General features: G+C 71.8%; 29 protein-coding genes. 12 read left to right on the top strand and 17 right to left on the bottom strand.

Annotated features, from left to right (window positions below; translation table 11 throughout):
* Window positions 1-19: 19 nt before the first annotated feature.
* Complete coding sequence (locus ACIBSW_RS03925; protein WP_354717365.1) at window positions 20-1,012, top strand: 4-hydroxy-3-methylbut-2-enyl diphosphate reductase; 993 nt, start codon at window positions 20-22, stop codon at window positions 1,010-1,012.
* Here the strand turns inward: ACIBSW_RS03925 and ACIBSW_RS03920 are convergent.
* From ACIBSW_RS03920 to ACIBSW_RS03900, 5 genes are read right to left on the bottom strand one after another with little or no spacing between them, the layout of a single operon-like run.
* On the bottom strand, window positions 1,009-2,151 hold the full coding sequence (locus ACIBSW_RS03920) for a DNA recombination protein RmuC (RefSeq protein ID WP_354717363.1): 1,143 nt from the start codon (window positions 2,149-2,151) through the stop codon (window positions 1,009-1,011). The genes ACIBSW_RS03925 and ACIBSW_RS03920 overlap by 4 nt on opposite strands.
* A 37-nt stretch (window positions 2,152-2,188) precedes the next feature.
* Complete coding sequence (locus ACIBSW_RS03915) at window positions 2,189-2,737, bottom strand: hypothetical protein (RefSeq protein ID WP_354717361.1); 549 nt, start codon at window positions 2,735-2,737, stop codon at window positions 2,189-2,191.
* Between the two features lie 23 nt (window positions 2,738-2,760).
* On the bottom strand, window positions 2,761-5,292 hold the full coding sequence (valS, locus tag ACIBSW_RS03910; RefSeq protein WP_354717359.1) for a valine--tRNA ligase: 2,532 nt from the start codon (window positions 5,290-5,292) through the stop codon (window positions 2,761-2,763).
* Window positions 5,289-5,798, bottom strand: coding sequence for a methylated-DNA--[protein]-cysteine S-methyltransferase (locus ACIBSW_RS03905; RefSeq protein WP_354717357.1), 510 nt, complete (start codon window positions 5,796-5,798; stop codon window positions 5,289-5,291). The genes valS and ACIBSW_RS03905 overlap by 4 nt, the downstream gene beginning before the upstream one ends.
* Entirely contained in the window at window positions 5,795-7,210 is a 1,416-nt protein-coding gene (locus tag ACIBSW_RS03900) for an AlkA N-terminal domain-containing protein (protein ID WP_354717355.1), read from the bottom strand. Before ACIBSW_RS03900 ends, ACIBSW_RS03905 begins: the two co-directional genes overlap by 4 nt.
* Window positions 7,211-7,288: 78 nt before the next feature.
* Here ACIBSW_RS03900 and ACIBSW_RS03895 point away from each other — a divergent pair, with 78 nt between their 5' ends.
* Window positions 7,289-7,996 (top strand): hypothetical protein, encoded by a 708-nt coding sequence (locus ACIBSW_RS03895; protein WP_354717353.1) that lies wholly within the window; start codon window positions 7,289-7,291, stop codon window positions 7,994-7,996.
* Here the strand turns inward: ACIBSW_RS03895 and ACIBSW_RS03890 are convergent.
* Together ACIBSW_RS03890 and ACIBSW_RS03885 are read right to left on the bottom strand one after the other, a co-directional pair.
* Window positions 7,993-8,490, bottom strand: coding sequence for a GNAT family N-acetyltransferase (locus ACIBSW_RS03890; RefSeq protein WP_354717351.1), 498 nt, complete (start codon window positions 8,488-8,490; stop codon window positions 7,993-7,995). The two genes, ACIBSW_RS03895 and ACIBSW_RS03890, sit on opposite strands and share 4 nt — an antisense overlap.
* Window positions 8,491-8,558: 68 nt before the next feature.
* Window positions 8,559-8,795 (bottom strand): hypothetical protein, encoded by a 237-nt coding sequence (locus ACIBSW_RS03885; protein WP_354717349.1) that lies wholly within the window; start codon window positions 8,793-8,795, stop codon window positions 8,559-8,561.
* A 245-nt stretch (window positions 8,796-9,040) separates the two neighbouring features.
* Between ACIBSW_RS03885 and ACIBSW_RS03880 the strand changes: the two genes are divergently transcribed.
* Genes ACIBSW_RS03880 through ACIBSW_RS03865 form a run of 4 tightly spaced genes read left to right on the top strand, consistent with a single transcriptional unit; the run spans window position 9,041 to window position 12,680 of the window.
* Complete coding sequence (locus ACIBSW_RS03880; RefSeq protein ID WP_354717348.1) at window positions 9,041-10,132, top strand: helix-turn-helix transcriptional regulator; 1,092 nt, start codon at window positions 9,041-9,043, stop codon at window positions 10,130-10,132.
* Window positions 10,129-11,223 carry a hypothetical protein gene (locus tag ACIBSW_RS03875; protein WP_354717346.1) on the top strand — a complete coding sequence of 365 codons (1,095 nt, stop codon included), beginning with the start codon at window positions 10,129-10,131 and terminating at the stop codon, window positions 11,221-11,223. The genes ACIBSW_RS03880 and ACIBSW_RS03875 overlap by 4 nt, the downstream gene beginning before the upstream one ends.
* Before the next feature lie 11 nt (window positions 11,224-11,234).
* Entirely contained in the window at window positions 11,235-12,320 is a 1,086-nt protein-coding gene (gene ychF / locus ACIBSW_RS03870) for a redox-regulated ATPase YchF (RefSeq protein WP_354717344.1), read from the top strand.
* 57 nt (window positions 12,321-12,377) lie between these two features.
* Window positions 12,378-12,680: a DUF1905 domain-containing protein gene (locus tag ACIBSW_RS03865; protein ID WP_354717342.1), complete on the top strand. Its 303-nt coding sequence runs from the start codon at window positions 12,378-12,380 to the stop codon at window positions 12,678-12,680.
* Window positions 12,681-12,706: 26 nt separating this feature from the next.
* Here the strand turns inward: ACIBSW_RS03865 and ACIBSW_RS03860 are convergent, their stop codons facing one another.
* Window positions 12,707-13,057, bottom strand: a complete 351-nt coding sequence (locus ACIBSW_RS03860; protein ID WP_354717340.1) for a hypothetical protein — start codon at window positions 13,055-13,057, stop codon at window positions 12,707-12,709.
* A gap of 70 nt (window positions 13,058-13,127) precedes the next feature.
* Between ACIBSW_RS03860 and ACIBSW_RS03855 the strand changes: the two genes are divergently transcribed.
* The 3 genes from ACIBSW_RS03855 (at window position 13,128) to ACIBSW_RS03845 (ending at window position 15,231) form a co-directional block, all read left to right on the top strand.
* Complete coding sequence (locus ACIBSW_RS03855; RefSeq protein ID WP_354717338.1) at window positions 13,128-13,412, top strand: hypothetical protein; 285 nt, start codon at window positions 13,128-13,130, stop codon at window positions 13,410-13,412.
* Window positions 13,394-13,807, top strand: coding sequence for a PIN domain-containing protein (locus ACIBSW_RS03850; RefSeq protein ID WP_354717336.1), 414 nt, complete (start codon window positions 13,394-13,396; stop codon window positions 13,805-13,807). The genes ACIBSW_RS03855 and ACIBSW_RS03850 overlap by 19 nt, the downstream gene beginning before the upstream one ends.
* Window positions 13,808-13,884: 77 nt before the next feature.
* A complete protein-coding gene (locus tag ACIBSW_RS03845) occupies window positions 13,885-15,231 on the top strand; it encodes an MFS transporter (protein ID WP_354717335.1) in 1,347 nt (448 codons plus the stop codon).
* A gap of 1 nt (window position 15,232) precedes the next feature.
* Here ACIBSW_RS03845 and ACIBSW_RS03840 read toward each other — a convergent pair whose 3' ends face one another.
* Genes ACIBSW_RS03840 through ACIBSW_RS03810 form a run of 7 tightly spaced genes read right to left on the bottom strand, consistent with a single transcriptional unit; the run spans window position 15,233 to window position 18,474 of the window.
* Entirely contained in the window at window positions 15,233-15,832 is a 600-nt protein-coding gene (locus ACIBSW_RS03840; RefSeq protein WP_354717333.1) for a phosphoesterase PA-phosphatase, read from the bottom strand.
* A 20-nt stretch (window positions 15,833-15,852) separates the two neighbouring features.
* Window positions 15,853-16,347: an SRPBCC family protein gene (locus ACIBSW_RS03835; RefSeq protein ID WP_354717331.1), complete on the bottom strand. Its 495-nt coding sequence runs from the start codon at window positions 16,345-16,347 to the stop codon at window positions 15,853-15,855.
* On the bottom strand, window positions 16,331-16,684 hold the full coding sequence (locus tag ACIBSW_RS03830) for a metalloregulator ArsR/SmtB family transcription factor (protein WP_354717329.1): 354 nt from the start codon (window positions 16,682-16,684) through the stop codon (window positions 16,331-16,333). The genes ACIBSW_RS03835 and ACIBSW_RS03830 overlap by 17 nt, the downstream gene beginning before the upstream one ends.
* A 30-nt stretch (window positions 16,685-16,714) precedes the next feature.
* Window positions 16,715-17,326: a DUF402 domain-containing protein gene (locus ACIBSW_RS03825; RefSeq protein WP_354717328.1), complete on the bottom strand. Its 612-nt coding sequence runs from the start codon at window positions 17,324-17,326 to the stop codon at window positions 16,715-16,717.
* A complete protein-coding gene (locus ACIBSW_RS03820) occupies window positions 17,323-17,517 on the bottom strand; it encodes a DNA-binding protein (protein WP_354717326.1) in 195 nt (64 codons plus the stop codon). The genes ACIBSW_RS03825 and ACIBSW_RS03820 overlap by 4 nt, the downstream gene beginning before the upstream one ends.
* On the bottom strand, window positions 17,507-17,998 hold the full coding sequence (locus ACIBSW_RS03815; RefSeq protein WP_354717324.1) for a MarR family winged helix-turn-helix transcriptional regulator: 492 nt from the start codon (window positions 17,996-17,998) through the stop codon (window positions 17,507-17,509). Before ACIBSW_RS03815 ends, ACIBSW_RS03820 begins: the two co-directional genes overlap by 11 nt.
* Before the next feature lie 17 nt (window positions 17,999-18,015).
* A complete protein-coding gene (locus tag ACIBSW_RS03810; RefSeq protein ID WP_354717322.1) occupies window positions 18,016-18,474 on the bottom strand; it encodes a lamin tail domain-containing protein in 459 nt (152 codons plus the stop codon).
* A 262-nt stretch (window positions 18,475-18,736) separates the two neighbouring features.
* Here ACIBSW_RS03810 and ACIBSW_RS03805 point away from each other — a divergent pair, with 262 nt between their 5' ends.
* The 3 genes from ACIBSW_RS03805 to ACIBSW_RS03795 are packed head-to-tail and all read left to right on the top strand — an operon-like array spanning window position 18,737 to window position 21,306.
* Entirely contained in the window at window positions 18,737-19,699 is a 963-nt protein-coding gene (locus tag ACIBSW_RS03805) for a G5 domain-containing protein (protein WP_354717320.1), read from the top strand.
* A 39-nt stretch (window positions 19,700-19,738) separates the two neighbouring features.
* The gene (locus tag ACIBSW_RS03800; RefSeq protein ID WP_354717318.1) at window positions 19,739-20,572 is read left to right on the top strand and encodes a nucleotidyltransferase domain-containing protein; all 834 of its coding nucleotides are present in this window, start codon (window positions 19,739-19,741) and stop codon (window positions 20,570-20,572) included.
* Window positions 20,569-21,306, top strand: a complete 738-nt coding sequence (locus tag ACIBSW_RS03795) for a peptidase E (protein ID WP_354717316.1) — start codon at window positions 20,569-20,571, stop codon at window positions 21,304-21,306. The genes ACIBSW_RS03800 and ACIBSW_RS03795 overlap by 4 nt, the downstream gene beginning before the upstream one ends.
* Here ACIBSW_RS03795 and ACIBSW_RS03790 read toward each other — a convergent pair.
* Together ACIBSW_RS03790 and ACIBSW_RS03785 are read right to left on the bottom strand one after the other, a co-directional pair.
* On the bottom strand, window positions 21,303-22,973 hold the full coding sequence (locus ACIBSW_RS03790) for a ThuA domain-containing protein (RefSeq protein ID WP_354717315.1): 1,671 nt from the start codon (window positions 22,971-22,973) through the stop codon (window positions 21,303-21,305). The genes ACIBSW_RS03795 and ACIBSW_RS03790 overlap by 4 nt on opposite strands.
* Window positions 22,970-25,762, bottom strand: a complete 2,793-nt coding sequence (locus tag ACIBSW_RS03785; RefSeq protein ID WP_354717313.1) for a PQQ-dependent sugar dehydrogenase — start codon at window positions 25,760-25,762, stop codon at window positions 22,970-22,972. The genes ACIBSW_RS03790 and ACIBSW_RS03785 overlap by 4 nt, the downstream gene beginning before the upstream one ends.
* Window positions 25,763-25,874 lie beyond the last annotated feature (112 nt).

Here is a 25,874-nt window from a genome sequence, read left to right as displayed (position 1 = left end):
AGGCACGTACCATGGCCGGGTGACCGCCGACTCGACCAGCCCAGTTCGCAAGCGTGTGCTCCTCGCCAAGCCGCGGGGCTACTGCGCCGGCGTCGACCGCGCCGTGCAGACCGTCGAGGAGGCGCTCAAGCTCTACGGCGCCCCGGTCTACGTGCGCAAGCAGATCGTGCACAACAAGCACGTGGTCACCACGCTCGAGGCCCGCGGCGCGATCTTCGTGGAGGAGAACGAGGAGGTCCCGGAGGGCTCGACCGTCGTCTTCTCGGCGCACGGCGTCGCGCCGGAGGTGCACGAGCAGGCCCGCGAGCGCAATCTGAAGGCGATCGACGCGACCTGCCCCCTGGTCACCAAGGTGCACCACGAGGCGAAGCGGTTCGCCGCCGAGGACTACGACATCCTGCTCATCGGCCACGAGGGCCACGAGGAGGTCATCGGAACGGCGGGCGAGGCGCCGGCGCACATCCAGCTGGTCGACGGGCCCGAGGACGTGGAGAACGTCGTCGTCCGCGACCCGGCCAAGGTCGTCTGGCTCTCGCAGACCACGCTCTCGGTCGACGAGACGATGGAGACCGTCGCCCGGCTCAAGACGCGGCTGCCGCTGCTGCAGTCGCCGCCCAGCGACGACATCTGCTACGCCACGTCGAACCGCCAGCACGTGATCAAGGAGATCGCCCCGGAGTGCGACGTGGTGATCGTCGTGGGCTCCACCAACTCGTCCAACTCGGTGCGCCTGGTCGAGGTGGCGCTCGGCGCGGGCGCGCGGGCCGGGCACCTGGTCGACTACGCCTCCGAGATCCAGGACGAGTGGCTGGAGGGCGCGGCGACCGTCGGCGTCAGCTCCGGCGCCAGCGTCCCCGACGACCTGGTCATGGAGGTGCTCGCCCACCTCGCGGAGCGGGGCTTCGGCGAGGTCACCGAGTTCACCACCGCCGAGGAGCGGCTGACCTTCTCGCTGCCGCAGGAGCTGCGCCGCGACATGAAGGCCGCCGCCGCGGCCGCCGCTCGGGGCTAACGCTCGTCGAGCAGCTCCGGCGCCTGCGGCTGGCGCGGGGTCAGCTCCACCTGGGCCGGCACCATCAGTTCGTCGTCCGAGACACCCATCTCCGCGAGCTTGCGGGCGCTGACCAGCACCCGCGACTCCAGCGAGCCGACGGCGCGGTTGTACGCCGTCACCGCCCCGCTCAGCGAGCTGCCCAGCTTGCCGACGTGGTCGCCGAGGGTGGCCAGCCGGCCGTACAGCTCGCGGGCCAGGCTGTGCACCGCCAGCGCGTTGCGGGCCAGCGCCTCCTGCCGCCAGGAGTAGGCCACCGTGCGCAGCAGGGCGACCAGCGTCGCCGGGGTCGCCAGCACCACGTTGCGCGCGAACGCGTGCTCCATCAGCGACGCGTCGCGCTGCAGGGCCGCGTCCAGGAACGGGTCGGCCGGAACGAACAGCACCACGAAGTCCGGCGCCTGGTCGAACGCGGTCCAGTAGGCCTTGGCCGACAGCGCGTCCACGTGCCCGCGCAGCACCCGGGCGTGCTGGTCCAGGTGTGCGTCGCGGGTGCGCTCGTCGCGGGCCTCCATCGCCGAGAGGTAGGAGTCGAACGGCGCCTTGGCGTCCACCACCACGCAGCGGCCGCCGTGCAGCCGCACCAGCATGTCCGGCCGAACGCCCTGGTGGTCGGTCGAGCCGGTGACCTGCTCGGCGAAGTCGCAGTGCTCGAGCAGGCCGGCCGCCTCGACGATGCGCCGCAGCTGCAGCTCGCCCCAGCGGCCGCGCACCTGCGGCGCGCGAAGCGCCGCGACCAGCTGTTTCGTCTCGACCCGCAGCTCGCCCGACACCGCGCCCATGGCCCGGACCTGTTCGCGCAGTTCGGCGTAGGCATCGACCCGGTCGCGCTCGAGCTCGGCCACCCGCAGCTCGTACCGCTGCAGGGTCTCGTGCAGCGGGGCGACCGCGCGGGCCACGGCCTCCTGTGACTGCGCGGTCGCCTCATAGGACAGCGCGCGCAGCGACTGCTCCAGCCGGGCCTCGCCGTCGCGGCCGGCCGCCAGGGTCGCCTCCAGCCGTGCGATGTCGGTTGCGGCGCGCAGGCGCCCGGCCAGCCAGCCGAGCGCGCCGCCGACGCCCAGGCAGATGATCACCACGGCGAGAGTCGAGAAAGTCACTCTCGGAGCTTGCCAGAGCCTGCGACCGGTTCGGCGCTTAGTGCATCCTGCGGGCGAGCTCGCGGCGCAGCGCCCGCGGGCCCGGCCACACCTCGGTCAGGTCGGCGGTGAAGGCCGGCCGGCCCTCGGGGTCGGCGTCGTCGTCGCGGATCGCCGGCCAGCCCTCGTCCTCCTCCGAGACCGGATGGACCCGGTCCAGGTCGACCGGGGTCACGTCGAGGACCGTGCGCAGGCCGTCCCGGCGCACCACCACGTGGTCGATGTCCGGCCAGGCCAGCAGCACCGGGTCGCTGCCCTGCGCGGCCAGCTCGAGGCCGCCCGACGAGGCCCGGACCCAGGTCGGCAGCGCCGAGCGGGCGCACAGCGCGTAGCCGCCGGCCAGCACGGCCCCGATGACCGCGCCCTGCGCGACGGTGGACCACCACGGGTCGCCCGGCACGTTCAGCAGCAGCTCGACCAGCGGCGTGACCAACAGGTAGGCGACCAGCACGACGGCGAACATCAGCGCGAACGTCCGCCACGGCGAGGACCGGAAGAGGACCGCGTCGTCGGCCGGGGCCGTGACCTCGTCGGGCGGAATCGACATGGCTCCCATGCTGCCAAGGCCGCTCAGAACGCGCAGGCGATCACGAGTTCCGTCGTGCGGTCCGGGAGCATGTCGAGCTGTCCGATCCGGCCCGCCGCCTTCAGGTCGCCCTCGACCAGCGCCAGCCGCTCCAGCATCGCGGCCGGGCCGAGCGCCTCCGCGAGCGGGACGTCGGCCTTCATCGACAGCTTCCGGTCCGACTTGGCCCGGCGGACCTGACGCAGGGCGTCCCCGGCCAGGTCCAGCAGACTCGCGTCGCCGTCGGGGGCGACCCGGGTCAGCTCGTACCTGGTCGGCCAGGTCGCGCGGTGCACCGAGCCGTAGCGCCACCAGGACCAGATCTCCTCGCATGCGTACGGCAGGAACGGCGCGAACAACCGCAGCAGCACCGACAGCCCGGCCGCGAGCGCCGCCCGGGCCGAGTCGCCGCACGGACCCTCGGCGTACGCCCGGTCCTTGACCATCTCGATGTAGTCGTCGCAGAACGTCCAGAAGAACGCCTCGCTCGCCTGTAGCGCGGCGGTGTGGTCGTACGCGTCGAACGCCGTCGTCGCCGCGTCGACGACCTCGGCGAGCCGGGCCAGCACCGCCCGGTCCAGCGCGGCCGTGACCGGTTGCCGCAGCGCGTCCGCGGCGCCCAGGCCGAGCGCGAACCTCGACGCGTTGAGCAGCTTGGTCGCGAGCCGCCGCCCGATCTTGATCTGGGCCGGGTCGAACGCCAGGTCGGCGCCGGGCCGCCCGTTGGCCGCCCAGTACCGCACCGCGTCCGAGCCGTTCTCGACGAGCAGGTCCATCGGCGTGACGACGTTGCCCTTGGACTTCGACATCTTCTTGCGGTCCGGGTCGAGGATCCAGCCGGAGAGCACCGCGGTCTTCCACGGCAGCGTCCCGTGCTCGAAGCGCGAGCGGACCACGGAGTAGAACAGCCAGGTCCGGATGATCTCCTGGCCCTGGGGACGCAGGTCCATCGGGAAGACCCGGCCGAACAAATCGTCGTCGTCGCCCCAGCCGCCCGCGATCTGCGGGGTCAGCGACGACGTCGCCCAGGTGTCCATGACGTCCGGGTCGGCGGTGAAGCCGCCCGGGGCGTCGCGCTGGGACTCCTGGAAGCCCGGCGGACACTCCGAGGATGGGTCAACCGGCAGCGCCGAAACATCCGGTATGAGAAGCTGGCCGTAGTCCGGCTCGCCAGCGTTGTCGAGCCGGTACCAGACCGGGATCGGCACGCCGAAGAAGCGCTGCCGGCTGATCAGCCAGTCCCCGGTCAGCCCGTTGGCCCAGTGGTCGTAGCGGTGTCGCATGTGGTCCGGGACCCAGGTCAGCGCCCGCCCGTCGGCCAGCAGCGCGTCGCGCAGCGCGTCGTCGCGGCCGCCGTTGCGGATGAACCACTGCCGGCTGGTGACGATCTCCAGCGGCGAGTCGCCCCGCTCGTAGAACTTGACCGGGTGCGTGACCGGCCGCGGGTCACCGATCAGGTCGCCGGTCTCGGCCAGCAGCCGCACGACCTCGCGCCGGGCGGCGTTGACGGTCAGCCCGGCGAACTGCTTGTACGCGGCGTCCGGAACGCCCGGCGGCCGGTCCGGCAGCAGGCGGCCGTCGCGGCCCAGCACGACCCGGGTCTCCAGGTGCAGGTCGCGCCACCAGATGACGTCGGTCAGGTCGCCGAACGTGCAGACCATCGCGATGCCGGTGCCCTTGCCGGCCTCGGCGAGCGGGTGGGCGTGCACCGGGACCTCGACGTCGAAGAGCGGCGTGCGCACGCTCCGGCCGACCAGCGGATGATCCGGGTGGGTGACCAGCGCGACGCAGGCCGGCAGCAGCTCGGGCCGTGTCGTGTCGACCTCGACCGGCCCGTCCGGGCCGTGGAAGCGCAGCCGGTGGTACGCGCCGGGCCGCTCCCGGTCCTCGACCTCGGCCTGCGCGACCGCGGTCCGGAAGCCGACGTCCCAGAGCGTCGGCGCCTCTGCCGTGTACGCCTCGCCGCGCTCGAGGTTGTTGAGGAACGCGCGCTGCGAAACGGCCTGCGACCGGGCACCGATGGTCGTGTAGGTCAGCGCCCAGTCGACCGACAACCCGAGCCGGCGCCACAGCGCCTCGAACGCCTTCTCGTCCTCGACGGTGAGCCGGCCGCACAGCTCGACGAAGTTGCGCCGGGACACCGCGACGGCCGGCTTCGGCGGCGTCGTCGGCGGCCGCCACGCCGGGTCGTACGGCAGCGACGGGTCGCAGTAGACGCCGTAGACGTTCTGCACCCGCCGCTCGGTGGGCAGCCCGTTGTCGTCCCAGCCCATCGGGTAGAAGACGGTCTTGCCGCGCATCCGCTGGAACCGCGCGACGGTGTCGGTGTGCGTGTAGGAGAAGACGTGCCCCATGTGCAGCTCGCCCGATACGGTCGGCGGAGGCGTGTCGATCGCGTACACGTCCGGCCGCGCCTTGTCGCGGTCGAACGTGTACGTACCCTCCTCCTGCCAGCGGCTCGCCCACTTCTCCTCGAGGCCGTCCAGCGACGGCCGCTCGGGGAGACCGGCGCGCGCGGTCCTGCCCGTATCGGTCATGCAGCGATGCTACGGCCCTGCTCGTGCCGCAGCAGCCAGGTTTTGACGTCGAGTCCCCAGCGATATCCGCGCAGCGTGCCGTCGGTGCCGAGGACCCGGTGGCAGGGCACGAACAGCGCCGCCGCGTTGCGCGCGCAGGCCGTCGCCGCCGCGCGTACCGCCGCCGGCCGCCCGGCCAGCTCCGCGAACGCGGTGTAGGTCACCGGCTCGCCCGCCTTGATGTCGCGCATCACCCGCCAGGCGTGGCCCAGGAACGGCCCGCCGGTGCGCTGCTCGACGACCACGTCGTCGATCGCGGTGAGGTCGCCGTCGAGATAGGAGCGGACCGCGTCGCCCACCGGCCCCGGGGACGCCGCGGGCCGGGTCTCCTCCCGCAGCCCGGCGTGTACGAGCGGGACCAGCTCGCCGATCTCGGCGGTGAAGCCCGAGGCCCGCACGGCGCCGGCGTCGCTGACCAGGTACGTGAACGGTCCGGCCGGGGTGTCGATGGTCGTGTGCCACATCATGCTGACCTCCAGAGTCGCATCAGTGCGTACGAGCGCCAGGGCCGCCAGCTCTCGGCGTGCGCGGCCAGGGCGCGGGGGGAGTGCGGCAGGCCCAGCGCCTTCGCGCCGCGCTGGACCGCCACGTCGGTGTGCAGGAAGACGTCGGGGTCGCCGATGGCGCGCATCGCCACGTAGCCGGCGGTCCAGGCGCCGACGCCGGGCAGCTCCAGCAGCCGGGCGACGGACTCCTCGCGGTCGGCGCCGGGCTCCAGGTCGAGCTTGCCGTCGGCGACGGCTCCGGCGAGCGCCCGGATGGTCTCGCGCCGGCTCGCCGGCATCCGGAACGCCTGGTCGGGCAGCTCGGCGACGGTCTCGGCGCTGGGAAAGCCGCGCAGCTCGCCGGGCGTGGCGGGACCCAGCAGGCGGCCCAGCGTGGTGCGGGCACCGGCGACCGAGACCTGCTGGCCGACGATCGCCCGTACCGCGAGCTCGAAGCCGTCGGCCGCGCGCGGTACCCGTACCCCCGGCTCCGAGCGCACCGCCGCGGCGAGCGCGGGATCCGCGCCCAGCGTGCCGTCGACGGCGACCGGGTCCGCGTCGAGGTCGAAGAGCCGGCGGCAGCGGGCGACGGCCGGCGCGAGGTCGCGGACGTCGGTCAGCCGCAGCGTCGCTGCGACCCACCGGTCGCCGGGCTCCAGCGCGACGGTCCCGCCGCCGTGCGGCAGATTCAATCCCCGCCGGTACGTCGTGACGCCGGCGTCCTCGATGCCGGGCAGCGCCCGGGCGGCCAGGAACCCGAGCAACGCGCCGGCGTGCAGCGGCGCCCGGTACGCGAGCCGCAGCGTGATGGTGCCGGCCTCGGGCCGCCGGACGGTCCGGCGCTGCCGCAGCTCGCCCGGCGACCGGGCGTACACCGCGCGGATCGTGTCGTTGAACTGGCGCACGCTGCCGAAGCCGGCGGCGAACGCGATCTCGGCCAGGCCCAGGTCGGTGGTCTCGATGAGCACGCGCGCGGTCTGTGCGCGCTGCGCCCGGGCCAGCGCGAGCGGCCCGGCGCCCAGCTCGGCGCCGAGCATGCGGTTGAGGTGCCGCTCGGTGTAGCCGAGGCGGCTCGCCAGGCCCGGCACGCCCTCGCGGTCGACGACGCCGTCCGCGATGAGCCGCATGGCGCGCCCGACGGTGTCCGCCCGCACGTCCCACTCGGGTGAGCCGGGCGCGGCGTCGGGACGGCAGCGGCGGCAGGCCCGGTAGCCGCCGCGCTGCGCGGCGGCGGCGCTGGGATAGAACGAGACGTTCTCGCGCCGGGGGGTCACGGCGGGGCACGACGGGCGGCAGTAGATGCCGGTCGTGCGGACGGCGGTGTAGAACCAGCCGTCGAAGCGCTGGTCGCGGCTGTCCACGGCCCGGTAACAACGCTCGAAGTCCAACTCCATGGCACCGAGTCTGCGCCAACGGAGCGGGCAACTGCTGGCGGGATTCGGACATTGCCGTGGCGACGTATCCTTCTGTGCGTGATCAACGAGAAGCTGCGCCTGTCGATCGGCGCCCCGCCCGCGCAGAAGATCGTCGGCGCGGTCTTCGGCCTGCTGTTCGCGGCCGGCGGCGCGGCGTTCGTGGCGCTGCCGCTCCTCGCGGACAACTGGCTGGGCACCGCGATCAGCGCGGACGAGTCCTGCCCGTCGGCGGACGAGCTCGCCGGCATCCCGGAGGAGCTGCTGCCCGAGTCGGTCCGGGACTGCCTGTCGAACGGCAGCTGGTTCACCGGCTTCGACACCGGCTTCGACGACGGCGTCGGCGCGATGCGGCTGATCGGCCTGCTCGGCATTCCGTTCGTCCTCGTCGGGCTCTACCTGGCGTTGAGCGCGCTGCGCACGGCGGCCTGGCTCGAGGGCACGCGGGCGACGGTGCGGCGCGCGTTCCGGGCCCGCACCGTCGACCTGGCGACGGCAACGATCACGGTCGGCGCGCTCGCGTTCCGGCGCAATCGGGAGACCACCCGCGAGACGATCGAACGGATCCCGACGCTGATCGCCCGCGACCCGGCCGGCGGGCCGACGGTCACCATCCCGCTGCACGGCATCGGGATGGCGCAGCTGCCGCCGCCCGAGCTGCGGGCGCTGGCCGACGCGATCGCTGCGAACCCGGACCGCGACGCCCGCAATCTCGCCGCCCAGCTGCGCACGATGGCCGACAACCCGCTGGGCGTCCTGGTCCGCTAGAGGTACTTGATGAAGACGTGGCACACGTCCGGCAGGACGATCACCTTGCCGTCCTTGACGTCCTCGCGGATCGTCTCGAGCAGCCCGTGCGCCCACTCCCGGTAGCCGAGCCGACGGTACAGCCGGGCCGCGCTGGCGTTGTCGACGTCGACGCCGACGGCCACCCGCCACAGCCGCCGGCGGCGTAGCTCGGCCTCGGCCGCGGCGACGAGCTTCGTGCCGACGCCCTTGCGGCGCAGGGACGCGTCGACCATGAGCCGGTGCAGCATCGGCACCCGGCCCAGGTGGCGGATGATCGCGGACTCCGCCGCCGGCTCCGTCGACACGAACGCCGCGCCGACGGCCCGCTCGCCGACCCGGGCGACGAGCAGCACGCCCTGCCGGCGGGACCGTTCGAGGTAGTAGTCGCGGGCGGACGGCCCGAACGTGCGGCCCAGCCGGTCGATGTCGCCGGGAACCTGCGGTGCGATGCGCAATCCCTGTAGGTCCCCCACGGGACAATCGTGCCGGTCGATGCGCCGGCCGTCACCCCAGGGCCGGCGCCCGTCGGCGAGGCCGGCCACTACGCGGACATCACCAGCGCCGCGACCAGCATGACGACGAGCGCGCCGGTCAGCAGCAGGGCGCCGAGCGCGGCGAACGCGGCCTTCACGACCTCCTTGAACGGCGCGATCATCCCGCCGAACAAGCGGACGAGCACCGCCAGCACCAGGATCATCAGGACGATCAGCGCGCTGAGCGTGCCGTCCTGGTCCGCCGCGGAGTTTGACAGCAGGGAGTCCAGGGTTAATGTGGTCATGGTGGCTTCTTTCTGCAGGCAAGTGGATGTGAGCTGCCACTGAAGAGAAATGCACTGACTGCACCCTCGGCGGCCACCGGGGGTGTTGTCGTCTGCGCCGCCGTCTGCCGGTGTGCCCCCTTCCGAAATAACGTTCGGATAACTTCTGTCTTCAAGCTAAACTTCAGTCTGAACTGAAGCAAGACACTCACGAGTGCGAGTATCTGCGTTCAGAGAAGACTGAAGTTTCGACTGAAGGACTGCCGATGGCTGACGACGGCAAGCGGCTCGGTGCGCGCCTGCGCGCGCTGCGGGAGACCGGGTTCGCCAACCAGCCCGTGACCCAGGGAGTGGTCGCCACCGCGCTGGGCCGCAGCGTCCCGCTCGTCTCCTCCTGGGAGAAGGGCAAGGCGCAGCCCTCCGAGGAATGGCTGAACGCGTACGCCCGGTTCTTCGCCAGCCCGCGCTCGCTCGCGGACGGGCACCCGCGGCTGCTCAACCGGCAGGACCTGCGCAACGACGAGCTGGACCGCTTCGAGGAGCTGTTCCGGGAGCTGCTCCAGCTGCGCACCGTTGTGCCGGGCCAGCCGCCGAGCCGGTCGATGGCCGACGAGCTGACCACCCGGTCGCCGTGGGAAGGCATGTGGCACTTCCCGGACCAGTCGTCCATCACGCTCGTCTGCGCCCGGCTGCCCGCCAACCTGCGCGCCAGCGACACCTACACCTCGCCGGAGAGCCCGGACTACGTCGAGCTGTACGGCTACTCGGACCTCGACGCCCTGATAGAGCTCTACGGCCACGTGTACGCCGCGAACCCCGGCGTCTCCGTGCGCCGCAAGCTCGCCGACGAGCTGACCCAGGAGGACGTCACCAACCACCTCGTCCTTCTGGGTGGCGTGGACTGGAACCCCATGACGCGCCGGGTGATGCAGTCGTTGGACCTCCCGGTCGCGCAGGACCGGCGCGAGGGGAGCGAGAGCGAGCCGGACGTCGGCTCCTTCCGGGTACTGGACAACGACGGCAACCCGACGGTCTTCCGGTCGCGGCTCGAGGGTGACCCGCCGGGTCAGCGGCTGATCGAGGACGTGGCGCAGTTCTGCCGCGCGCCGAACCCGTTCAACCGGAAGAGGTCCGTCACCATCTGCAACGGCAACTACGGTCGGGGCACCTACGCCGCGGTGCGCACCCTCACCGACCCCCGGTTCCGCGACCGCAACCGCGCCTACATCGAGCAGCGGTACCGGCCCGAGGACACGTACAGCATCCTGGCCCGGGCCAGCATCGTCGCCGGTGAGGTCATCACCCCGGACTGGACCCTGCCCGGCACGGTCCTGCACGAGTGGTCGAACGCCGGATGACCGTTGGACATCGCTACTCACACGGTCACCTGCTCGCCCACCCGACCCAGGTCACGCCCGGCGACGTGCCCGCCATCGTGGTGCCGACGATCCGCAACCCGGCCACCATGCGCGACTCGATGCTGCTGGCCCGGGAACTCGGCCGGCCGATGATCGCGCTGTGCAGCCGCTGGTCGTCCGCCGAGGTGGTGTGCAAACAGGCGAAGGTCCTCGACGCGCCGGTCGTCGCCGTGGACGTCACGGACCAGGCGAAACTGCCGAACTTCAGCTGCGACGCCCTGCTCGCCGCGCAGAAGAAGCTGAACCGGGCCAACGACGTCAGCATCAAGCGCAACCTCGGCCTGTCCGTGGCCCGCATGCTGCGCTGGCAGCGCATCGCCTTCCTCGACGACGACCTCACCCAGCTCCGGCCCGAGGCCATCCGCAACGCCGGCGGCCTGCTCGCCGACTACAACGTCTCGGCGCTGCGCAACGTCGGCTTCCCCGACAACTCGGTCGTCTGCCACGCCCGCCGGGAGGCCGGCCTTCCGCAGGACGTCTTCGTCGGCGGCGGCGCCATGGCCGTACGCGTCAACGCGCGTACCCCGTTCTTCCCCACCATCTACAACGAGGACTGGCTCTTCCTCGTCGGCCGGCGCAACGTCGAGCAGGTCGCCGTGCACGGGCGGGTGAAGCAGGAGCGCTACGACCCGTACCTGTCGCCGGAGCGGGCGCGCTCCGAGGAGTTCGGCGACTGCCTCGCCGAGGGCCTCTTCTCGCTGTCCGACCACGAACGCCCCATGCAGGCGGCGGACGAGCGGTTCTGGCGCGCGTTCCTGGACGACCGGGTCGCCATGATCGATGAGATTCTGGCCCGGCTCGACACCAGGCGCCCGGACGAGCGGCGTACCCGGATGATTCAGGCGCTGAAGGTCGCCCGCGGCCGCTGCCAGATCATCGATCCGGCGTTCTGCGTGAGGTACCTGACGGCCTGGCAGACGGACCTCGATGTCTGGAAACGCTTCCAGGCCGGCCTGCCCCGGCACGCGGACCCGGTCGCGGCGTTCGCGGCCCTCGGGCTCAAGGCGTACGTGCACCTGCCCGCCACGTAGACTGGCCCCTCGTGAGCCTTACCATCGGGATCGTCGGCCTGCCCAACGTCGGCAAGAGCACCCTCTTCAACGCCCTGACCAAGAACGACGTGCTCGCCGCGAACTACCCGTTCGCGACGATCGAGCCCAACGTCGGCGTGGTCGGGCTGCCCGACGAGCGGCTGACGAAGCTGGCCGAGGTCTTCAGCTCGGAGAAGATCCTGCCCGCGCCGGTCTCGTTCGTCGACATCGCCGGCCTGGTCCGCGGCGCGTCGAAGGGCCAGGGCCGCGGCAACGCCTTCCTCGCGAACATCCGCGACGCCTCGGCGATCTGCCAGGTGGTACGCGCCTTCTCCGACCCGAACGTGCTGCACGTCGACGGCAAGGTCGCACCCGCCGACGACATCGAGACGATCAACACCGAGCTCATCCTCGCCGACCTGCAGACGGTCGAGAAGGCGCTGCCGCGCCTGCAGAAGGAAGCCAAGCTGAAGAAGGACCGCCTGCCGGTGGTCGCGGCCGCGGAGGCCGCGTTCAAGCTGCTCGACGAGGGCACCACCCTGTACGTCGGCGCGAAGGCGGCCGGCATCGACCTGGACCTGCTGGCCGAGCTGCACCTGCTGACCACCAAGCCCTTCCTGTACGTCTTCAACGTCGACGAGGACGAACTGGGCAACGAGGCGTTCCTGGACGAGATGCGCGCGCTGGTCGCACCGGCGGAGGCGGTCTTCATGGACGCGAAGATCGAGTCCGAGCTCATCGACCTGCCGGAGGACGAGGCGCTGGAGCTGCTGGAGTCGACCGGCCAGACCGAGCCGGGCCTGAACCAGCTCATCCGGGTCGGCTTCAACACCCTCGGCCTGCAGACCTACCTGACGGCGGGCCCGAAGGAGGCCCGCGCCTGGGTGATCCCGGTCGGCGCGACCGCCCCCGAGGCGGCCGGCGTGATCCACTCCGACTTCCAGCGCGGCTTCATCAAGGCCGAGATCGTCAGCTACGACGACCTGATGGCGGCGGGCTCGATGTCCTCGGCCAAGGCCGCCGGCAAGGTCCGCATGGAAGGCAAGGACTACATCATGAAGGACGGCGACGTAGTCGAGTTCCGCTTCAACGTCTAGGAGCGCACGTGTGCGTTGGATTCCGGGCCGACGGGCCGGATGGTTCAATGGGCCATCGTGGAGTGGGCGTTCGACGGCGAGATCATCGAGTGGCGGGGGCCGGCCCCGTTCTTCTTCGTGGCCATGTCCGAGGCTGACAGCGCCGATCTCAAGGAGCAGGCGCGGTCGCTGATCTATTGGGGTCAGGTACCGGTGCATGCTGTCATCGGCGGCACGGAGTTCCGAACGGCACTCTTCCCCCGGGAAGGCCGCTACCTGGTTCCGCTCAAAGATTCCGTCAGGCGGGCCGAGGGCATCGGCGAAGGCGATGTCGTTGCGGTGATCCTGCGACCCGCCCGACGAGATACCGCCGATCGCTGATCGCTCCCTGCTGGAGCAGGCGCTGCTCAGCTCTTCTGACCGGGCACCAGTCCGTCCAGGTCGAGGCTGATCGCGAACGGTGTCGTGGTGCGTAGCGCACGTCGATGAATTTCGGTCGCCACATACGACCGAGTGGGTTCGTCGAGTTCGTAGGCGTGGACCACCGGTGAGCCGTCCTCGTCCTCGACCCGCCAGTAGTGTGCGACCACCAGTGCGGTGATGAGCCGAGCGTGCCATGAACGCTGGGGGAGCATCGTGAAGACGAGCGTTGCATCGATGAGTTCGGTGTGGCGTGGCGCTTCGGGAAGATGATCGAGGTCCTCGGCGTACCAGCCCTCGGGCCGGGGCGGCCGCATCCACTCGGGCACCGCAGTCATGCCGCGACCGTAGCAGTCTGATTCCGGTTCGAGCATGGCACTTTTCCTACTCGTTTGACACAATCGGGTGATGGGTGAAACGGGGTACAGCATCGGGGAGGGGCCCGCGACGCGGGTAAGTCTGTCGCTGCCGGAGGGGACCGCCGAGGCGATCCGGGCGCGGGTGGGCAAGCGGGAGTTCTCCGCGTTCATCGCCGAGGCGGTCGAGCGGGAGTTGCGCGGGCAGGTGCTTGACGAGTACCTGGCGGATTACGAGAGCCGCAAGGGGCCGGTCTCCGAGCAGGCTCGTCAGCGAGCGCGACAGGTCTTCGACGAGGTGTTCGCCGAGGAGGGTGAGTGGCCCGCCGCAAGCTGATCCACGAAGGGACGCTGGTCCTCGACAGCGAGGGGCTCTCGAACCTGCTCGCCGACGAGGAGCCGACGGTGGCTCTGATTGTCGAGGCGCGCTCGCGTGGCATGGAGGTCGTGATCAGCGCACTCACGATTATCGAGGCCGTGCACGCCCGCACGCACCAGGCCCGCCTGAATTGGGTGCTCTCCGGGTTACGCGTGGTCCCGGTGGGCGAGGACGAAGCGAGGGCGGCGTCGAAGCTGCTGATGGATGCCGGTTTGCACGGGCACAAGTACGCGATCGATGCGGCGGTCGCCGAGGCTGCGCTGCGCCAGCGTCGCCCCGTGGTCATGTTGACTTCCGACATCGACGACATGGTCAAGCTCTGCGGCGATCGGGTCCGGCTTGTGGCGGTGTGAATCCCTGCTATGGCGCGCCATCGCTCGCTGCTCCTGGCGGTTGACCTGAAGGTGGGTTGAGGTCCTAGGTTCGTGCGGTGAGTGCGGAGAGTGGGACCCGGACGGCCGGCATTCTGCAGGCGCCGTATGTGTTGACCACGGTCGGGACCTGGAGTCTGGTCTTTCTGGCCGCGTTCGAGTCGCTCGCGGTGACGACGATTATGCCGATCGTGACCGCTGACCTGGATGGGCGTGGGCTATACGCCCTGGCCTTCTCCTCGACGCTCGCCGCTGGGGTCGTCGGCATGGTGGCGTTCGGGTCCTGGGCCGACCGGCGCGGTCCGGCCGTGCCGCTGCTCGCCTCCGTGTGCATCTTCGCGCTCGGCCTCGCCCTGGCCGGCACCGCGACGGCGATGCCGGTGTTCGTGGCCGGCCGCTTCCTGCAAGGGCTCGGCGCGGGTGGGGAGACCGTCGCGTTGTATGTGCTGGTCGCGGCGGTCTACCCGGCGGGGCTGCACATCAAGATTTTCGGTGCGTTCGCGTCTGCCTGGGTGTTGCCGTCGCTGGTCGGGCCGTTCGCGGCCGGGGTCGTCGCCGACGCGCTGAGCTGGCACTGGGTGTTTCTCGGGGTGCTTGTCCTGGTCGCCGTGGCTACCGGCCTCGTGCTGCCGTCGCTGCGTGGCCGCGATCGGGCCCGCGAGGATCGGCTGCCGCCGTCGGCCGCCGACGCGCGCCGGGTGGTCGAGGCGGCCGTGGTGTCGGTCAGTGTCGTGGTGTTGAGTTCGCTCGGGGAGTTCGAGCCGGTGACGGCCTGGCTGCTCGTGCCGGTGTTGCTGCTGGTCATCGGGGTCGCGCTGCGTAATCTGGTGCCGGCCGGCACGTACCGGATCAGGCGGGGGCTGCCGGCGGCGGTCGCTCTCTGCGCGGTGGCCGGCGGGGTGTTCTTCGGCACCGAGGCGTTCCTGCCGCTGCTGTTGCACGACCGCTACGGCCTGCCGGCCTGGCTCTCCGGCGTCACGTTGACGGCGGGCGCGATCGGGTGGGCGCTGGCCTCGGCGGTGCAGAGCCGGCTGGGTGATCGGCTTGATCCGGGTACGGCGGTACGCGCCGGCGCGGTGCTGCTCGCCGGCGGGGCGATCACCGAGTGGGCGACGGCGGTGCTGCACCTGCCGCCGTCGGCGGCGACGGTCGGCTGGTTCGCGGCGGGCGCGGGCATGGGCACGTTGTATCCGCGGATCAGCACCCTGGTGCTCGCCCTGTCGGCTCCGGGGGAGCAGGGCTTCAACACCGCGGCGAAGAGCATCACGGACGCGGTGGGCGGCAGCGCGGCGCTGGCGGTCGGCGGGCTGCTGTTCTCGGTCCTGGCGTTCGGTGGCGCGTTCGCGTTCACCAGCCTGCTCGGGGTGGTGGCGATCCTGGTCGGCCTGCGGATAAAGACCGTCTGAGTCAGCGCAGCGCCGGGAAGACCGTCGCGGCGATCAGTGCGCCTACCAGCGCGCCGGCGACGACCTGGGGTGTCGTGTGTGCCGACAGGCGGACCCGGGACCAGCAGGCCAGCAGTGCCAGCGGCACGCCGGCAAGGGCGATCGGGCCGAACACGGCGACCAGCGTCGCGACCGTGCCCGCGGCGACGCCCGCGTGGATCGACATCTTCCACCAGTGCGTCACCACCGCGAAGACCAGCAGGCCCGCGCCGCCCGCGGCCATCAGCGCGAGTATGTCGCCGGGGGCGCCGAGCAGCACCAGCGCCGGCAGGCCGACCGCCAGCGACGCGATCCCGAACAGCAGCGGGCCCCGGCGGTGTTCCCGTTCCGGGATGTGGTGGCTGGTCAGCCGTCCGGTCCGGACGCCGCGTAGGACGTACGCCAGGGGGATGCCGGCGGCGAACAGCGCGCCGGGCAGTCCCCACCAGCGCGACACGCCGGGCTCGTCGCCGGCGTGCCAGCCGACCGCCAGCATCAGGCCCGCGACCAGGACGGCGGGCGCGAGCACCTCGGACGTGATCCGGGCCAGGCGATCACTGACGGGGGTCCCGGCGATGGTCACGCCCCATGATCGCAGGGCGGTCAGGTCAGTGCGGCGGCGACCAGTTCGAGGTGGTCGAGCGAGACCTGCATGCCGGACTCCATGCCGGAGTTGACGTGCGCGTCCCGGTCCGCCTGGTCGCGGTGCTCGACCAGCATCTCCATGAACGTGCGGCCGTCCTTCTCGGTCAGGGTCGTGGTGACCAGGGCCGCGTGCTCGTCCGGGTCGGGGATGCCCTCGTACGCCTCGGTGTTGACCAGGCGCTCGGGCTCCTGGATCTCGTGGTAGACGCCGTGGAAGGCCACCTCGAAGCCGCCCTCGGCCTCCATCACGTAGCGCCAGGCGCCGCCGACCCGCAGGTCGACCTCGGCGATCGTGACGGTGCCGTGGTCGCCGCTCCACCAGCGCCTGATGAGCTCGGGCGTGGTGTATGCCTTCCAGACCAGGCGCGCCGGCGCGCCGAACTCGCGGGTGATCAGGATCTGGTTGTCGGCCGGCAGCGTTACCTTGGCCGTGCCCTTACTGGTGGTCGCCATCTGCTTCCTCCGCCTTCTTGAGCTCGTCGAGAACGTCGTCCATGAGGTCGAACCGGGTGTTCCACGACCGCTCGTAGCCGCTGAGCCAGTCGTGGATGGTCCGCAGCGGTTCCGCGTTGAGCCGGTACATCCGGTGCCGGCCCTCGTCGCGGACGCGCACCAGGTCGACCTCGCGCAGCACGCGCAGGTGCTTGGAGACCTGCGGCTGGGCCAGCCCGAGCAGCTCGACCAGGTCGTTGACCGGCCGCTCGCCGGCGGCGAGGAGGTCGAGGATCTGCCGCCGCCGGGGCTCGGCCACCGCGTTGAACGCGTCCGTGGTTGTCGCCGCTCGTGCCATGGGTCGATCGTATACCCATAACGGAATACGTCAAGCCGGTACGGCGTCCCACCAGGCCGGGAGCGTCGCCGGGGTCCAGTCGGCGGGCGGCCGGAAGTCCAGCCGGCTGCCGTCGAACGGGAACGCCGCCGCGTCGACGAGCGCGGTCACCCGCCCGCCCTCGGCCCGGATCGCCGCCGCCTCCGCCGGGTCCAGCGCCGCCAGGTCCTCCTCGTCCTTGAGCAGCCAGCCCCGGTCGGCGCCGACCAGCACGTCGAGCGACTGGTCGCGGGTGTCCACCCCGCCGGGCCAGCGCCGGGCCGGTGTCTCCAGGTTGACGTACCAGCCGGCGAACGTGCCGTCGGCGAGCCAGTTCCAGGAGACCGAGTGTGCGGCGCCGGGCGGGATGAGCAGCAGTGAGCGGAAGCCTCGGTGGTGGCTCGGGCTCAGCATCGTGGGCATTGCGATCTCGGCGGCGACGCTCAGATGCCGGGTCGGGGCGCCGGCCAAATCGGTACGCCGCATGGTCTCGGTGCCGATGTCGCTCCACAGCAGCAGCCCGTCCGTGTCGTCCGCGACGACCAGCGCGGCCTGCGCGGCGGCGATCCGGCGGTCGGTGTGCAGGAAGCGCCGGACGACCGGTTGCCCGGGTGCGAACGTCACTCGGCCAGCGACAGGCCGTGCGCGCCGAGGGCCTCGGCCAGGATGCGCAGCGCCTTGGGGCCGACGCCGTGCAGCGCCGCCAGCGAGGCCCGGCTGACGCCGTCGAGGTCCGCCAGGCGGCGATATCCGGCGAGGTGCAGGGCCCGGGTGGCGGGCGCGCCGATGCCGGCGGGCAGGTCGTCAGTGGTCATGTGGATCAGCCTTGCACGCCGGCCCGGCCGAATCGGTCATCGCCTCGAGGGCCGCGGCGAACCGGCGCAGATCCAGGCCTTCCAGGTGATCGAAGATGTGCCGCCGCACGCTGGCCAGGTGGTCCGGCCAGGCCTCCCGCAGCCGGGCGAGGCCGGCGTCGGTGAGCACCGCGTTGGAGCCGCGGGCGTCCCGCTCGCAGCGGATCCGCCGCAGGTAGCCCAGCGACTCGAGCTTGGCCGCCAGCCGGGTCATGCCGCTCAGCGACATGTCGCAGGCCGCGGCCAGCTCGCTCATCCGCATCAGCCGGTGCTCGGCCTCCGACAGGTGCCGCAGGGCGGTGTATTCGCTGAGGGACATGCGCTGGTCCCGCTCGAGGTCGGCGTCGAGCAGGCGCGGCAGGACCTGGATCAGCCGGCCGAAGGCGCGCATGACCGCCTGCTCCTCGCCGCTGAGCGGCACCGGGGGTGGGACGGCGGACACGGCATCGATCGTACGTGTCAGCAGGCGACCCAGACCCGGTCCATCTTCGAGCCCCACGTGCAGGTGTCGACGTCCTTTCCTGCGGCGTTGCGCAGCGTCGCCTTGTCGCCGGTGTTGTTCCAGATGTAGTTCCCGCTGCCCCAGCGCACGGCGCGGCCGCTGTTCGTGCCCTTGCCGGTGTGCAGCCAGACGCGGCCGCCCTTGGCGGCGATCGTCACGTTGCCGAACGTGTACACGTGGTTCGACGCGTCGCGGATCGTGTAGCGGCTGAGGTCGACCGGCTTGCTGCCGCTGTTGACCAGCGAGATCCACTCGGCGTTGAGGCTCGCGTTGCTGCGGGTGTCCTTGCCCGGCGAGTCGTACTGCGCGCCGTGGAAGCGCAGGCTCGGGGTGGCCGCCGGTGCCGGGGCGCCGATCGCGAGCGAGCCGGCGATCGCCATGGTCGCCGCCGCGAGGATGCTGATCGTTCTGCGCACCGTACCTCCAGGTTTCGTGGGTGTGCGGGAATTCTCTGCTGTGCGCGGCCCGGGTCAGGGACGGGGAGTGCGGCTTGCCGCGGTGTCGGATAGCCGTCGCTGGGCCGACGGTCATCCTTTCGGGCGCGGCTTTGACGCTGGTGTCGGGAGCCGCCCGAAGCACAATGCTTTGGTGCTAAACCAGACATCTAGTGATTCCTGGCAGCATCTACTCGAAACGCCGCGAAAGTCATTGTGGGCGCGGCTGCCGTTCGGGGTACGGATGGCCACCGCCGGGTTCGGCGCGCTCGCCGTCGTGGCCGGCTCGGCGGCGGGTATCGCCGCCGTGACGAGCTCGGACACGCGAGTGGTGACCGCCGTCGGCAGCGATTCGTCCGTCGTCGAGCTGCCTCCGGCCGGCGACTCGGAGCTCGGCGCGCAGAAGGCGGCCGGCCGCAAGGCCGCCGACAAGGACGCCGTGGCCCGGGCGAACGCGGCCCGGAGCACCGGTGACCGGAGCGCGGGCCTGCCGGACCCCGGCCGCGCGGCGGAGCCGGCGGACGACGGCCGCTCGACGCCCGCTGAGGCGGACCGGACCGCCACCCGGACGCCGCGCCGGACGGCACCGAGCGGCCGGAACCCGTCCGCCGCCTCGGCGGGCAAGCCGGCCCGGCCGGCCGGGCCCGCGGGCCCGATGGTGCACGTCCAGCGGGTCTCGGAGTCCGAGGCGATCCCGTTCCGGACCAAGCTGATCCGGGATCCGTCGATGCCGCCCGGCAGCAGGAGGATCCAGACGCCGGGCATCCCCGGCGAACGGGTGCTGCACTACGAGGTGACGTTCACCGGCAGCATGGAGACGAGCCGCAGGCTCATCGACTCGAGCGTCACCCGCGAGCCGCAGCACCGGGTGGTGGCCTTCGGCAACCGGCGCGGCGCCGGGCCGTTCGGCGGCGGGCGCGACGGCCGCCGGGAGTGCCAGCTCCGCCTCGGGCCCTGCATCGGCCTGGCCCGAAACACGGCCTGCGTCGACGGCGGCGAGAAGTCCGAGAAGGACCTCATCGACGGCGACCTGAGCCTGCTCACCGCCGCCGACATCGACGAGCTCCAGCTCACGCTGCCCTGCGTGGTGGTGCCGAAGGACGACCCGAAGGACGAGCCGAAGAAGGACGCGGCGAACGAACCGGCGGCGGCCGCCACGCCGGACGCCGTACCGGCGGACCGGCGATCGGACGGCAAGCAGGGATGATCCGGCCCGGCCCGGCGGCGCGTGCGGCAGGATGACCGGGTGGCGTTGAGTGATACCCGGCTGCACGAGCTCGCCGCGGGCCTGGCCGAGGTTTCCGGGGTGACCGGCGTCCTGCTCGGCGGGAGCCGGGCCCGGGGCACGCACACCGAGGACTCCGACACCGACCTGGGCGTCTACTACCGCACGCCGCTCGACGTGCCGGCGCTCGCCGAGCTGGCCCGGGTCTTCGGCGGCCCGGCGGCGCGGGTCACCGAGCCCGGCGAGTGGGGACCGTGGGTGGACGGCGGCGGCTGGCTGACCGTCGACGGCGCCGCCGTCGACTGGATCTACCGCGACGTGGGCCGGGTCCGGCAGGCGTGCGAACAGGCGGAGCAGGGCCGGTACGCGTTCCACACGCAGGCGGGCCACCCACTCGGCGTGCCGGACTTCGCGTACGCGGGTGAGGTCGCCCTCGGGGTGATCCTGGCCGACCCGGCCGGCGAGCTGGCGGCGCTGCAGGAGCGGGCCCGGGTCTTTCCGCCCGCGCTGAGCGAGAGTCTCGTCGCCGGCCTGTGGGAGGCCGACTTCCTAGTCGGGGTGGCACGCAAGGCGGTGCCGCGCGGCGACTCGGCCTACCTCGCCGGCTGCCTGTTCCGGCTGGTGGGGGTGTGCGCGCACGCGCTGCACGGCGCGGCCGGGCGCTGGCTGATCAACGAGAAGGGCGCGGTGGCCGCGGCGGCTGCTTTGCCCGGCGCGCCGCCGCGCTTCGCCGAGCGGGTCGAGGCCGTCTTCGCCCATCTCGACGGCGACCCGGCCCACCTGGCGGCGGCGCTGGACAGCGCCGTCGACCTCGTTCTCGACACGGCCGACGCGTGCGCCATGATGACGCGATGACAGCCGACGAACCCACGATCCTCGCCACGAGCGCCGGATTCCGCCGCGGCCGGTACGGCCTGTTCGACCTGCAGGTCGGGCCGATTCACCACTTCGCCGCGGAGCTGGCGAACGCCGGCGAGACGGCCAAGGTCTGCTTCCTGCACCAGGCGGTGGGTGACCCCGTCGACTACATCGGAGCGACCTACGCGGCGTTCGCCAAGACCCGATACCGGGCCTCGCACCTGCAGCTGTTCCCGATGCCGAACCACGACGACATCCGCGCGCACCTGCTCGACCAGGACGTGATCTGGGTCAACGGCGGCAGCGTCGCGAACCTGGTCGCGGTCTGGCGGGTGCACGGCATCGAGGAGATCCTGCACGAGGCGTGGCAGGCCGGGGTGGTGCTGGGCGGCGTCTCGGCCGGTTCGATCTGCTGGCACCAGGGCGGCAGCACCGACAGCTTCGGACCCGACCTGCGGGCGTTCACCGACGGGCTGGGCTGGCTGCCGTACAGCAACGGGGTGCACTACGACGCGGAGGAGCAGCGCCGGCCGACGATGCACAGGCTGATCGGCGACGGGACGCTCGGTGACGGCTACGCGACCGACGACGGCGCCGGGCTGGTCTACCGCGGCACCCGGCTGGCCGAGGTCGTTGCCGACGCGGAGGGCCCGCGGGGCTACGAGCTCAAGCGGGCAGCGGACGGCTCGGTGACCGAGACACCGCTGCCCACTCGCGTGCTCGACTACTAGGGCAGCACCCACTTCTGATTGGCGGCGCCCAGGCAGTCCCAGATGTGGATCTGCTGGCCGTCGGCCGGGTTGTTTCCACTGACGTCGAGGCACCGGCCGGACTGCGGGTTGCGCAGACTGCCGTCGGCGTTGGCGGCCCAGGTCTGTGCGCCGCTGCCGTTGCAGGTGTAGAGCTGGGCCTTGGTGCCGTTGGCGGTGCCGCCGCCGGCCACGTCTAGGCACTTGCCGAGCGCCTTGACCGGGCCGTTCGGGGTCACGGTCCACCGCTGCGCGCCGGTGCCGTTGCAGGTGTACAGCTGGATCTTGGTGCCGTTGGCGGTGCCGCTGCCGGCCACGTCGAGGCACTTGCTCGCCAGCCCGACTATCGGGCCGGTGCGGTCGGCCGGTGGCCCGCCCAGCTCCTTGATCCGGATGTTGCGGAACGAGGCGTCGTCGCCGGTGCCGTGGTTCTGCAGGCCGATGTGGCCGGCGAGCGAGCGGACCGGGTCGGTGTTGGTGAAGTCGTTGATCTTCGTGCCGTTCAGGAACACCTGCAGGCGCTCGCCCTCGACCAGCAGCTCGTAGGTGTTCCACTCGCCGGGCGGGTTGAGCGCGGCGTCGCGTGCGGCGAGGTCGGCGGACTTGAACGTGTACACCGCGCCGGTGGTGCGGTCCGCGGCGTCCGTCGCGTCGATCTGCACCTCGTAGCCGTTGTTCACCGCCGACCACGGGTCTGTCGACGGCGGGAAGCCGATGAACACGCCCGAGTTGTCGTCGCCGGCCAGCCGCCAGTCCAGCTTCAGGGAGTAGCTGGTGAACTGCTTGGCGCTGTACCAGAACAGGCCCATGCCGCCCACCGAGGTGAGCGTCGCGTCGCTGTTGGCGAAGCTGCCCGGGCCGGCCTGCGACCAGCCGCTGGTCGAGCCGTTGTACAGCGTCGTGTAGCCGGTCTCCGGGCGGCAGTCGGCGTTGGTCGCCCCCGCCGCGTACCGGATGCCGCCGAGCAGGTGTGCCCGGAAGGCCGGGTCCGCGTAGGACTCCTGGGTGTGTCCGCCGCCGGTGTAGAAGGACCGGCCGCCGTCCATCGTCTTGCACCAGACGTGCGGGTGGTCCGCGCCCATGCCGCCGCCCGAGTACGAGCCCTCGTCCAGGGTGGCCAGCACGCGTGCGGTGGAGCGGGGGTTGGTGCGGTAGTTGTACCACTCGTCGGTGCGGGTCCAGCGCTGCGGCAGGTGCGCGGTCGCGGCGTGCGCGCGGTCGCCGACCACCACCGCCGCGGGCTGGATCGCCGGGTGCGACGCGAACCACGCGCCGACGAGCTGGCCGTAGAACGGCCAGTCGTACTCGGTGTCGGCGGCGGCGTGCACGCCGACGTATCCGCCGCCGCCGCGGATGTAGCTCTCGAACGCGGCCTGCCGGGTGTTGTCGAGGACGTCGCCGGTCGTGTTGAGGAAGACGACCGCCTCGTAATTTGCCAGCCCGGCCGCGGTGAACACCGCCGGGTCCTCGGTCGCGGTCACCGAGAAGCCGTTGGCCGCGCCCAGGTCGCGGATGGCCTGGGTGCCGACCGCGATGGAGTCGTGCCGGAAGCCGGCCGTGCGGGAGAAGACCAGCACGTCGTAGGGGTCGTCGGCCACCGCCACGGGCGCGGGCAGCAGCATCAGGGCGGCTAGCAACTTTCCGATCATGGCAGCACCCACTTCTGGTTGGCGGCGCCCAGGCAGTCCCAGATGTGGATCTGCTGGCCGTCGGCCGGGTTGTTTCCACTGACGTCGAGGCATCTGGCCGACTGCGGGTTGCGCAGACTGCCGTCGGCGTTGGCGGCCCAGGTCTGCGCGCCGCTGCCGTTGCAGGTGTACAGCTGTGCCTTGGTGCCGTTGGCGGTGCCGCCGCCGGCCACGTCGAGGCACTTGCCGAGCGCCTTGACCGGGCCGTTCGGGGTGACGGTCCAGTTCTGCGCGGCGGTGCCGTTGCAGGTGTAGAGCTGGATCTTGGTGCCGTTGGCGGTGCCGCCGCCGGCCACGTCGAGGCATTTGCCCGCCAGCCCGACGATCGGGCCCGCCCCGGTGTTCAGCGTGAACGCGTCCACGTCGAACAGCGCGCCGGCGCCGCCGGCGAACGTCAGGTACAGGGTGCCGGTGCTGGCCGGCGCGCCGCTGACCGTACCCGTGACGTCGGTGAAGGTCTCCCAGCCGCCGGTCACCGGCACGGTGGCCGAGCCGAGCACCGTGCCGGTCGGCGAACCGGTCCGGAGCTGCAGCGTGCCGCCGGCGCCGCCGGAGGAGACCCGGGCGGTGAAGGACGTGACGTTGCTCAGCCGGTACGGCTCGAACGCGATCCAGTCCCCGTTGTTGATGTTGCCCACGGTCTCGCCGCCCTCGGCCTGGGTCTTGCCGATCGGGTCGACCCCGGACGCGGTCTTGAAGTGCTCGGCCTGCCGGTGCCGCGGCTGCAGCGTGTGCTGGGTGTGCGTGGTCAGGCCGCCCGAGTCGGTGTACTCGGCGTCGAAGACCGCGAAGATGTTCGCCGCCGAGTCGTGCTCGCCGTCGACCGGGATGGTGATCGAGCCGGTGCAGCCGTTCTGCGAGGTGATCTGGTGGCCGTGGCTGTCGTGGCCGAGCACGTAGGTCATCTTCACGGCGGCACAGTTGATCGAGGCGTCCTCGGGGTCGGTGACGGTGATCGAGAACGGGATCGTCGCGCCGTACGAGAAGAGCGAGCCGTTGAAGGGGCTGTTGATCTTTACGGTCGGCGCGGTGTTGCCGACCGTGATGGCCACGTTCGCCGTGCCCGTCAGGCCCTCGGGGTCCCGCGCGGTCAGGGTGACCGAGTACGTCCCGTTGGCCGTGTAGGTCTTCGACGGGTTCGCGGCGCTGCTGCTGGTGCCGTCGCCGAAGTTCCAGGAGTAGGTCAGCGCCCCACCCTCCGGATCGGAGGATCCGGCCGAGGAGAAGGCGACCGTCAGCGGCGCCTGACCGGACGTCGTACTGGCGCTCGCCGCCGCGGTCGGCGCCCGGTTCGAGCCCGCCAGGTAGTCGAAGCGGTACAGCGCGGAGTTGGCGTCGCCGTTGAAGTAGCCGGTGCCGTAGTCGAGGACGTAGAGCGAGCCCTCCGGCCCGAAGGCCATGTCCATGACCTGCTTACCTACCCAGGGGAAGCTCGAAATCGCGCCGACCGAGCCGTCCGCGCCGACGTGGATCGGCTTGATCCAGCCGCGGCCGAGCTCGCCGGCGAAGAAGTGCCCGTCGAGGAGCTGCGGGAACTTGGTCGGCGAGGCCAGGCCCGCGTCGTAGCGGTAGACCGGGCCGCCCATCGGGGACTCCGAGCCGCCGCCGAACTCGGGCGGGCTGCCCGCGTCGCCCGCGTACCGGATCCAGGCCGGGCGGGCCGGCGGGAGCTTGGTCAGCCCGGTGTTGCGGAACGAGTTGTTCGTCGGGCCGCCGGCGCAGTCGAACTTGGGACCGGTGGTTCCGGTGGCGAAGTTCCACTCGTTGTAGGTCTCGGCGCTGGTGTTCGTGCCGGTGCAGTACGGCCAGCCGTAGTTGCCCGGGCTGGTGATCCGGTTGAACTCGACCTGGCCGCTCGGCCCGCGGTTCGGGTCGGTGGCACCCGCGTCGGGGCCGTAGTCGCCGAGGTAGACGACGCCGGTCGCCTTGTCGACGCTCATCCGGAACGGGTTGCGGAAGCCCATCGCGTAGATCTCGGGCCGGGTGTTCGCCGTGCCGGGCGCGAAGAGGTTGCCGGCGGGTACGGAGTAGGTCCCGTTGGCGTTCACCTTGATCCGCAGCACCTTGCCGCGCAGGTCGTTGGTGTTGGCGGCGCTGCGCTGCGCGTCGTAGCCGGGGTTGCGGTTGGTGCGCTCGTCGATCGGCGAGTAGCCCGCCGAGTCGAACGGGTTGCTGTCGTCGCCGGTGGAGAGGTAAAGGTTGCCGGCCGCGTCGAAGTCGATGTCCCCGCCGACGTGGCAGCAGAGGCCGCGGGCGGCGGGCACGTCCAGGACGTCGACCTTGCTGGCCGTGTTGAGGGTGAAGTCGGCGTTGAGGGTGTAGCGGGAGAGCCGGTTGACGCCGGTCCACGCGGACCAGTCCGAGCCGGTGCTCGGCGCGTCGCCGGCGGGGGTGCTCAGCGGCGGCGCGTAGTAGAGGTAGATCTGCCGGTTGGTGGCGAAGCCGGGGTCGACGCCGACGCCCTGCAGGCCCTCCTCGTCGTGGCTGTACACCGCCAGCGTGCCGACGACGGTCGTGGTGCCGTTCCGGTCGGTGCGGCGCAGCGTGCCGTTGCGGGCGGTGTGCAGCACCGAGGAGTCGGGCAGCACGGCGATGGCCATCGGCTCGCCGACCTCGGCGACCCCCTTGGCGAGCGTCACCTGCTGGAAGTCGGCGGGGTTTATGTCGTGTGCCTGCGCGGGCGCGGCCGTGGCGACCAGGCTCGCGGCGATGAGCAGCGCGGCACCCGCTGCACATCGAAATCTGGGCATAGTTCGATGTCTGACGGACATAGGGGTCCAGTCCCTTTCCTGACGTAGGGGAGTTGCCAGGTGTGGGCTACCTTGCGCCGATACGCCGAGCCCTGGCCAGGCGCCGAGACCC

This window comes from Actinoplanes sp. NPDC049668, assembly GCF_044465445.1.
GTDB lineage: Bacteria > Actinomycetota > Actinomycetes > Mycobacteriales > Micromonosporaceae > Actinoplanes.
This window is presented reverse-complemented; position numbering and strand designations above follow the sequence as displayed.

Coding starts and splice junctions, on each gene's coding strand:
- ACIBSW_RS03795 (WP_354717316.1), top strand. CDS start 20,569: ATGACAGCCGACGAACCCACGATCCTCGCCACGAGCGCCGGATTCCGC.
- ACIBSW_RS03880 (WP_354717348.1), top strand. CDS start 9,041: ATGGCTGACGACGGCAAGCGGCTCGGTGCGCGCCTGCGCGCGCTGCGG.
- ACIBSW_RS03905 (WP_354717357.1), bottom strand. CDS start 5,798: ATGATGTGGCACACGACCATCGACACCCCGGCCGGACCGTTCACGTAC.
- ACIBSW_RS03900 (WP_354717355.1), bottom strand. CDS start 7,210: ATGGAGTTGGACTTCGAGCGTTGTTACCGGGCCGTGGACAGCCGCGAC.
- ACIBSW_RS03860 (WP_354717340.1), bottom strand. CDS start 13,057: ATGACTGCGGTGCCCGAGTGGATGCGGCCGCCCCGGCCCGAGGGCTGG.
- ACIBSW_RS03790 (WP_354717315.1), bottom strand. CDS start 22,973: ATGATCGGAAAGTTGCTAGCCGCCCTGATGCTGCTGCCCGCGCCCGTG.
- valS (WP_354717359.1), bottom strand. CDS start 5,292: ATGACCGATACGGGCAGGACCGCGCGCGCCGGTCTCCCCGAGCGGCCG.
- ACIBSW_RS03915 (WP_354717361.1), bottom strand. CDS start 2,737: ATGTCGATTCCGCCCGACGAGGTCACGGCCCCGGCCGACGACGCGGTC.
- ACIBSW_RS03875 (WP_354717346.1), top strand. CDS start 10,129: ATGACCGTTGGACATCGCTACTCACACGGTCACCTGCTCGCCCACCCG.
- ACIBSW_RS03785 (WP_354717313.1), bottom strand. CDS start 25,762: ATGCCCAGATTTCGATGTGCAGCGGGTGCCGCGCTGCTCATCGCCGCG.
- ACIBSW_RS03830 (WP_354717329.1), bottom strand. CDS start 16,684: ATGGCACGAGCGGCGACAACCACGGACGCGTTCAACGCGGTGGCCGAG.
- ACIBSW_RS03820 (WP_354717326.1), bottom strand. CDS start 17,517: ATGACCACTGACGACCTGCCCGCCGGCATCGGCGCGCCCGCCACCCGG.
- ACIBSW_RS03805 (WP_354717320.1), top strand. CDS start 18,737: ATGGCCACCGCCGGGTTCGGCGCGCTCGCCGTCGTGGCCGGCTCGGCG.
- ACIBSW_RS03885 (WP_354717349.1), bottom strand. CDS start 8,795: ATGACCACATTAACCCTGGACTCCCTGCTGTCAAACTCCGCGGCGGAC.
- ACIBSW_RS03835 (WP_354717331.1), bottom strand. CDS start 16,347: ATGGCGACCACCAGTAAGGGCACGGCCAAGGTAACGCTGCCGGCCGAC.
- ACIBSW_RS03855 (WP_354717338.1), top strand. CDS start 13,128: ATGGGTGAAACGGGGTACAGCATCGGGGAGGGGCCCGCGACGCGGGTA.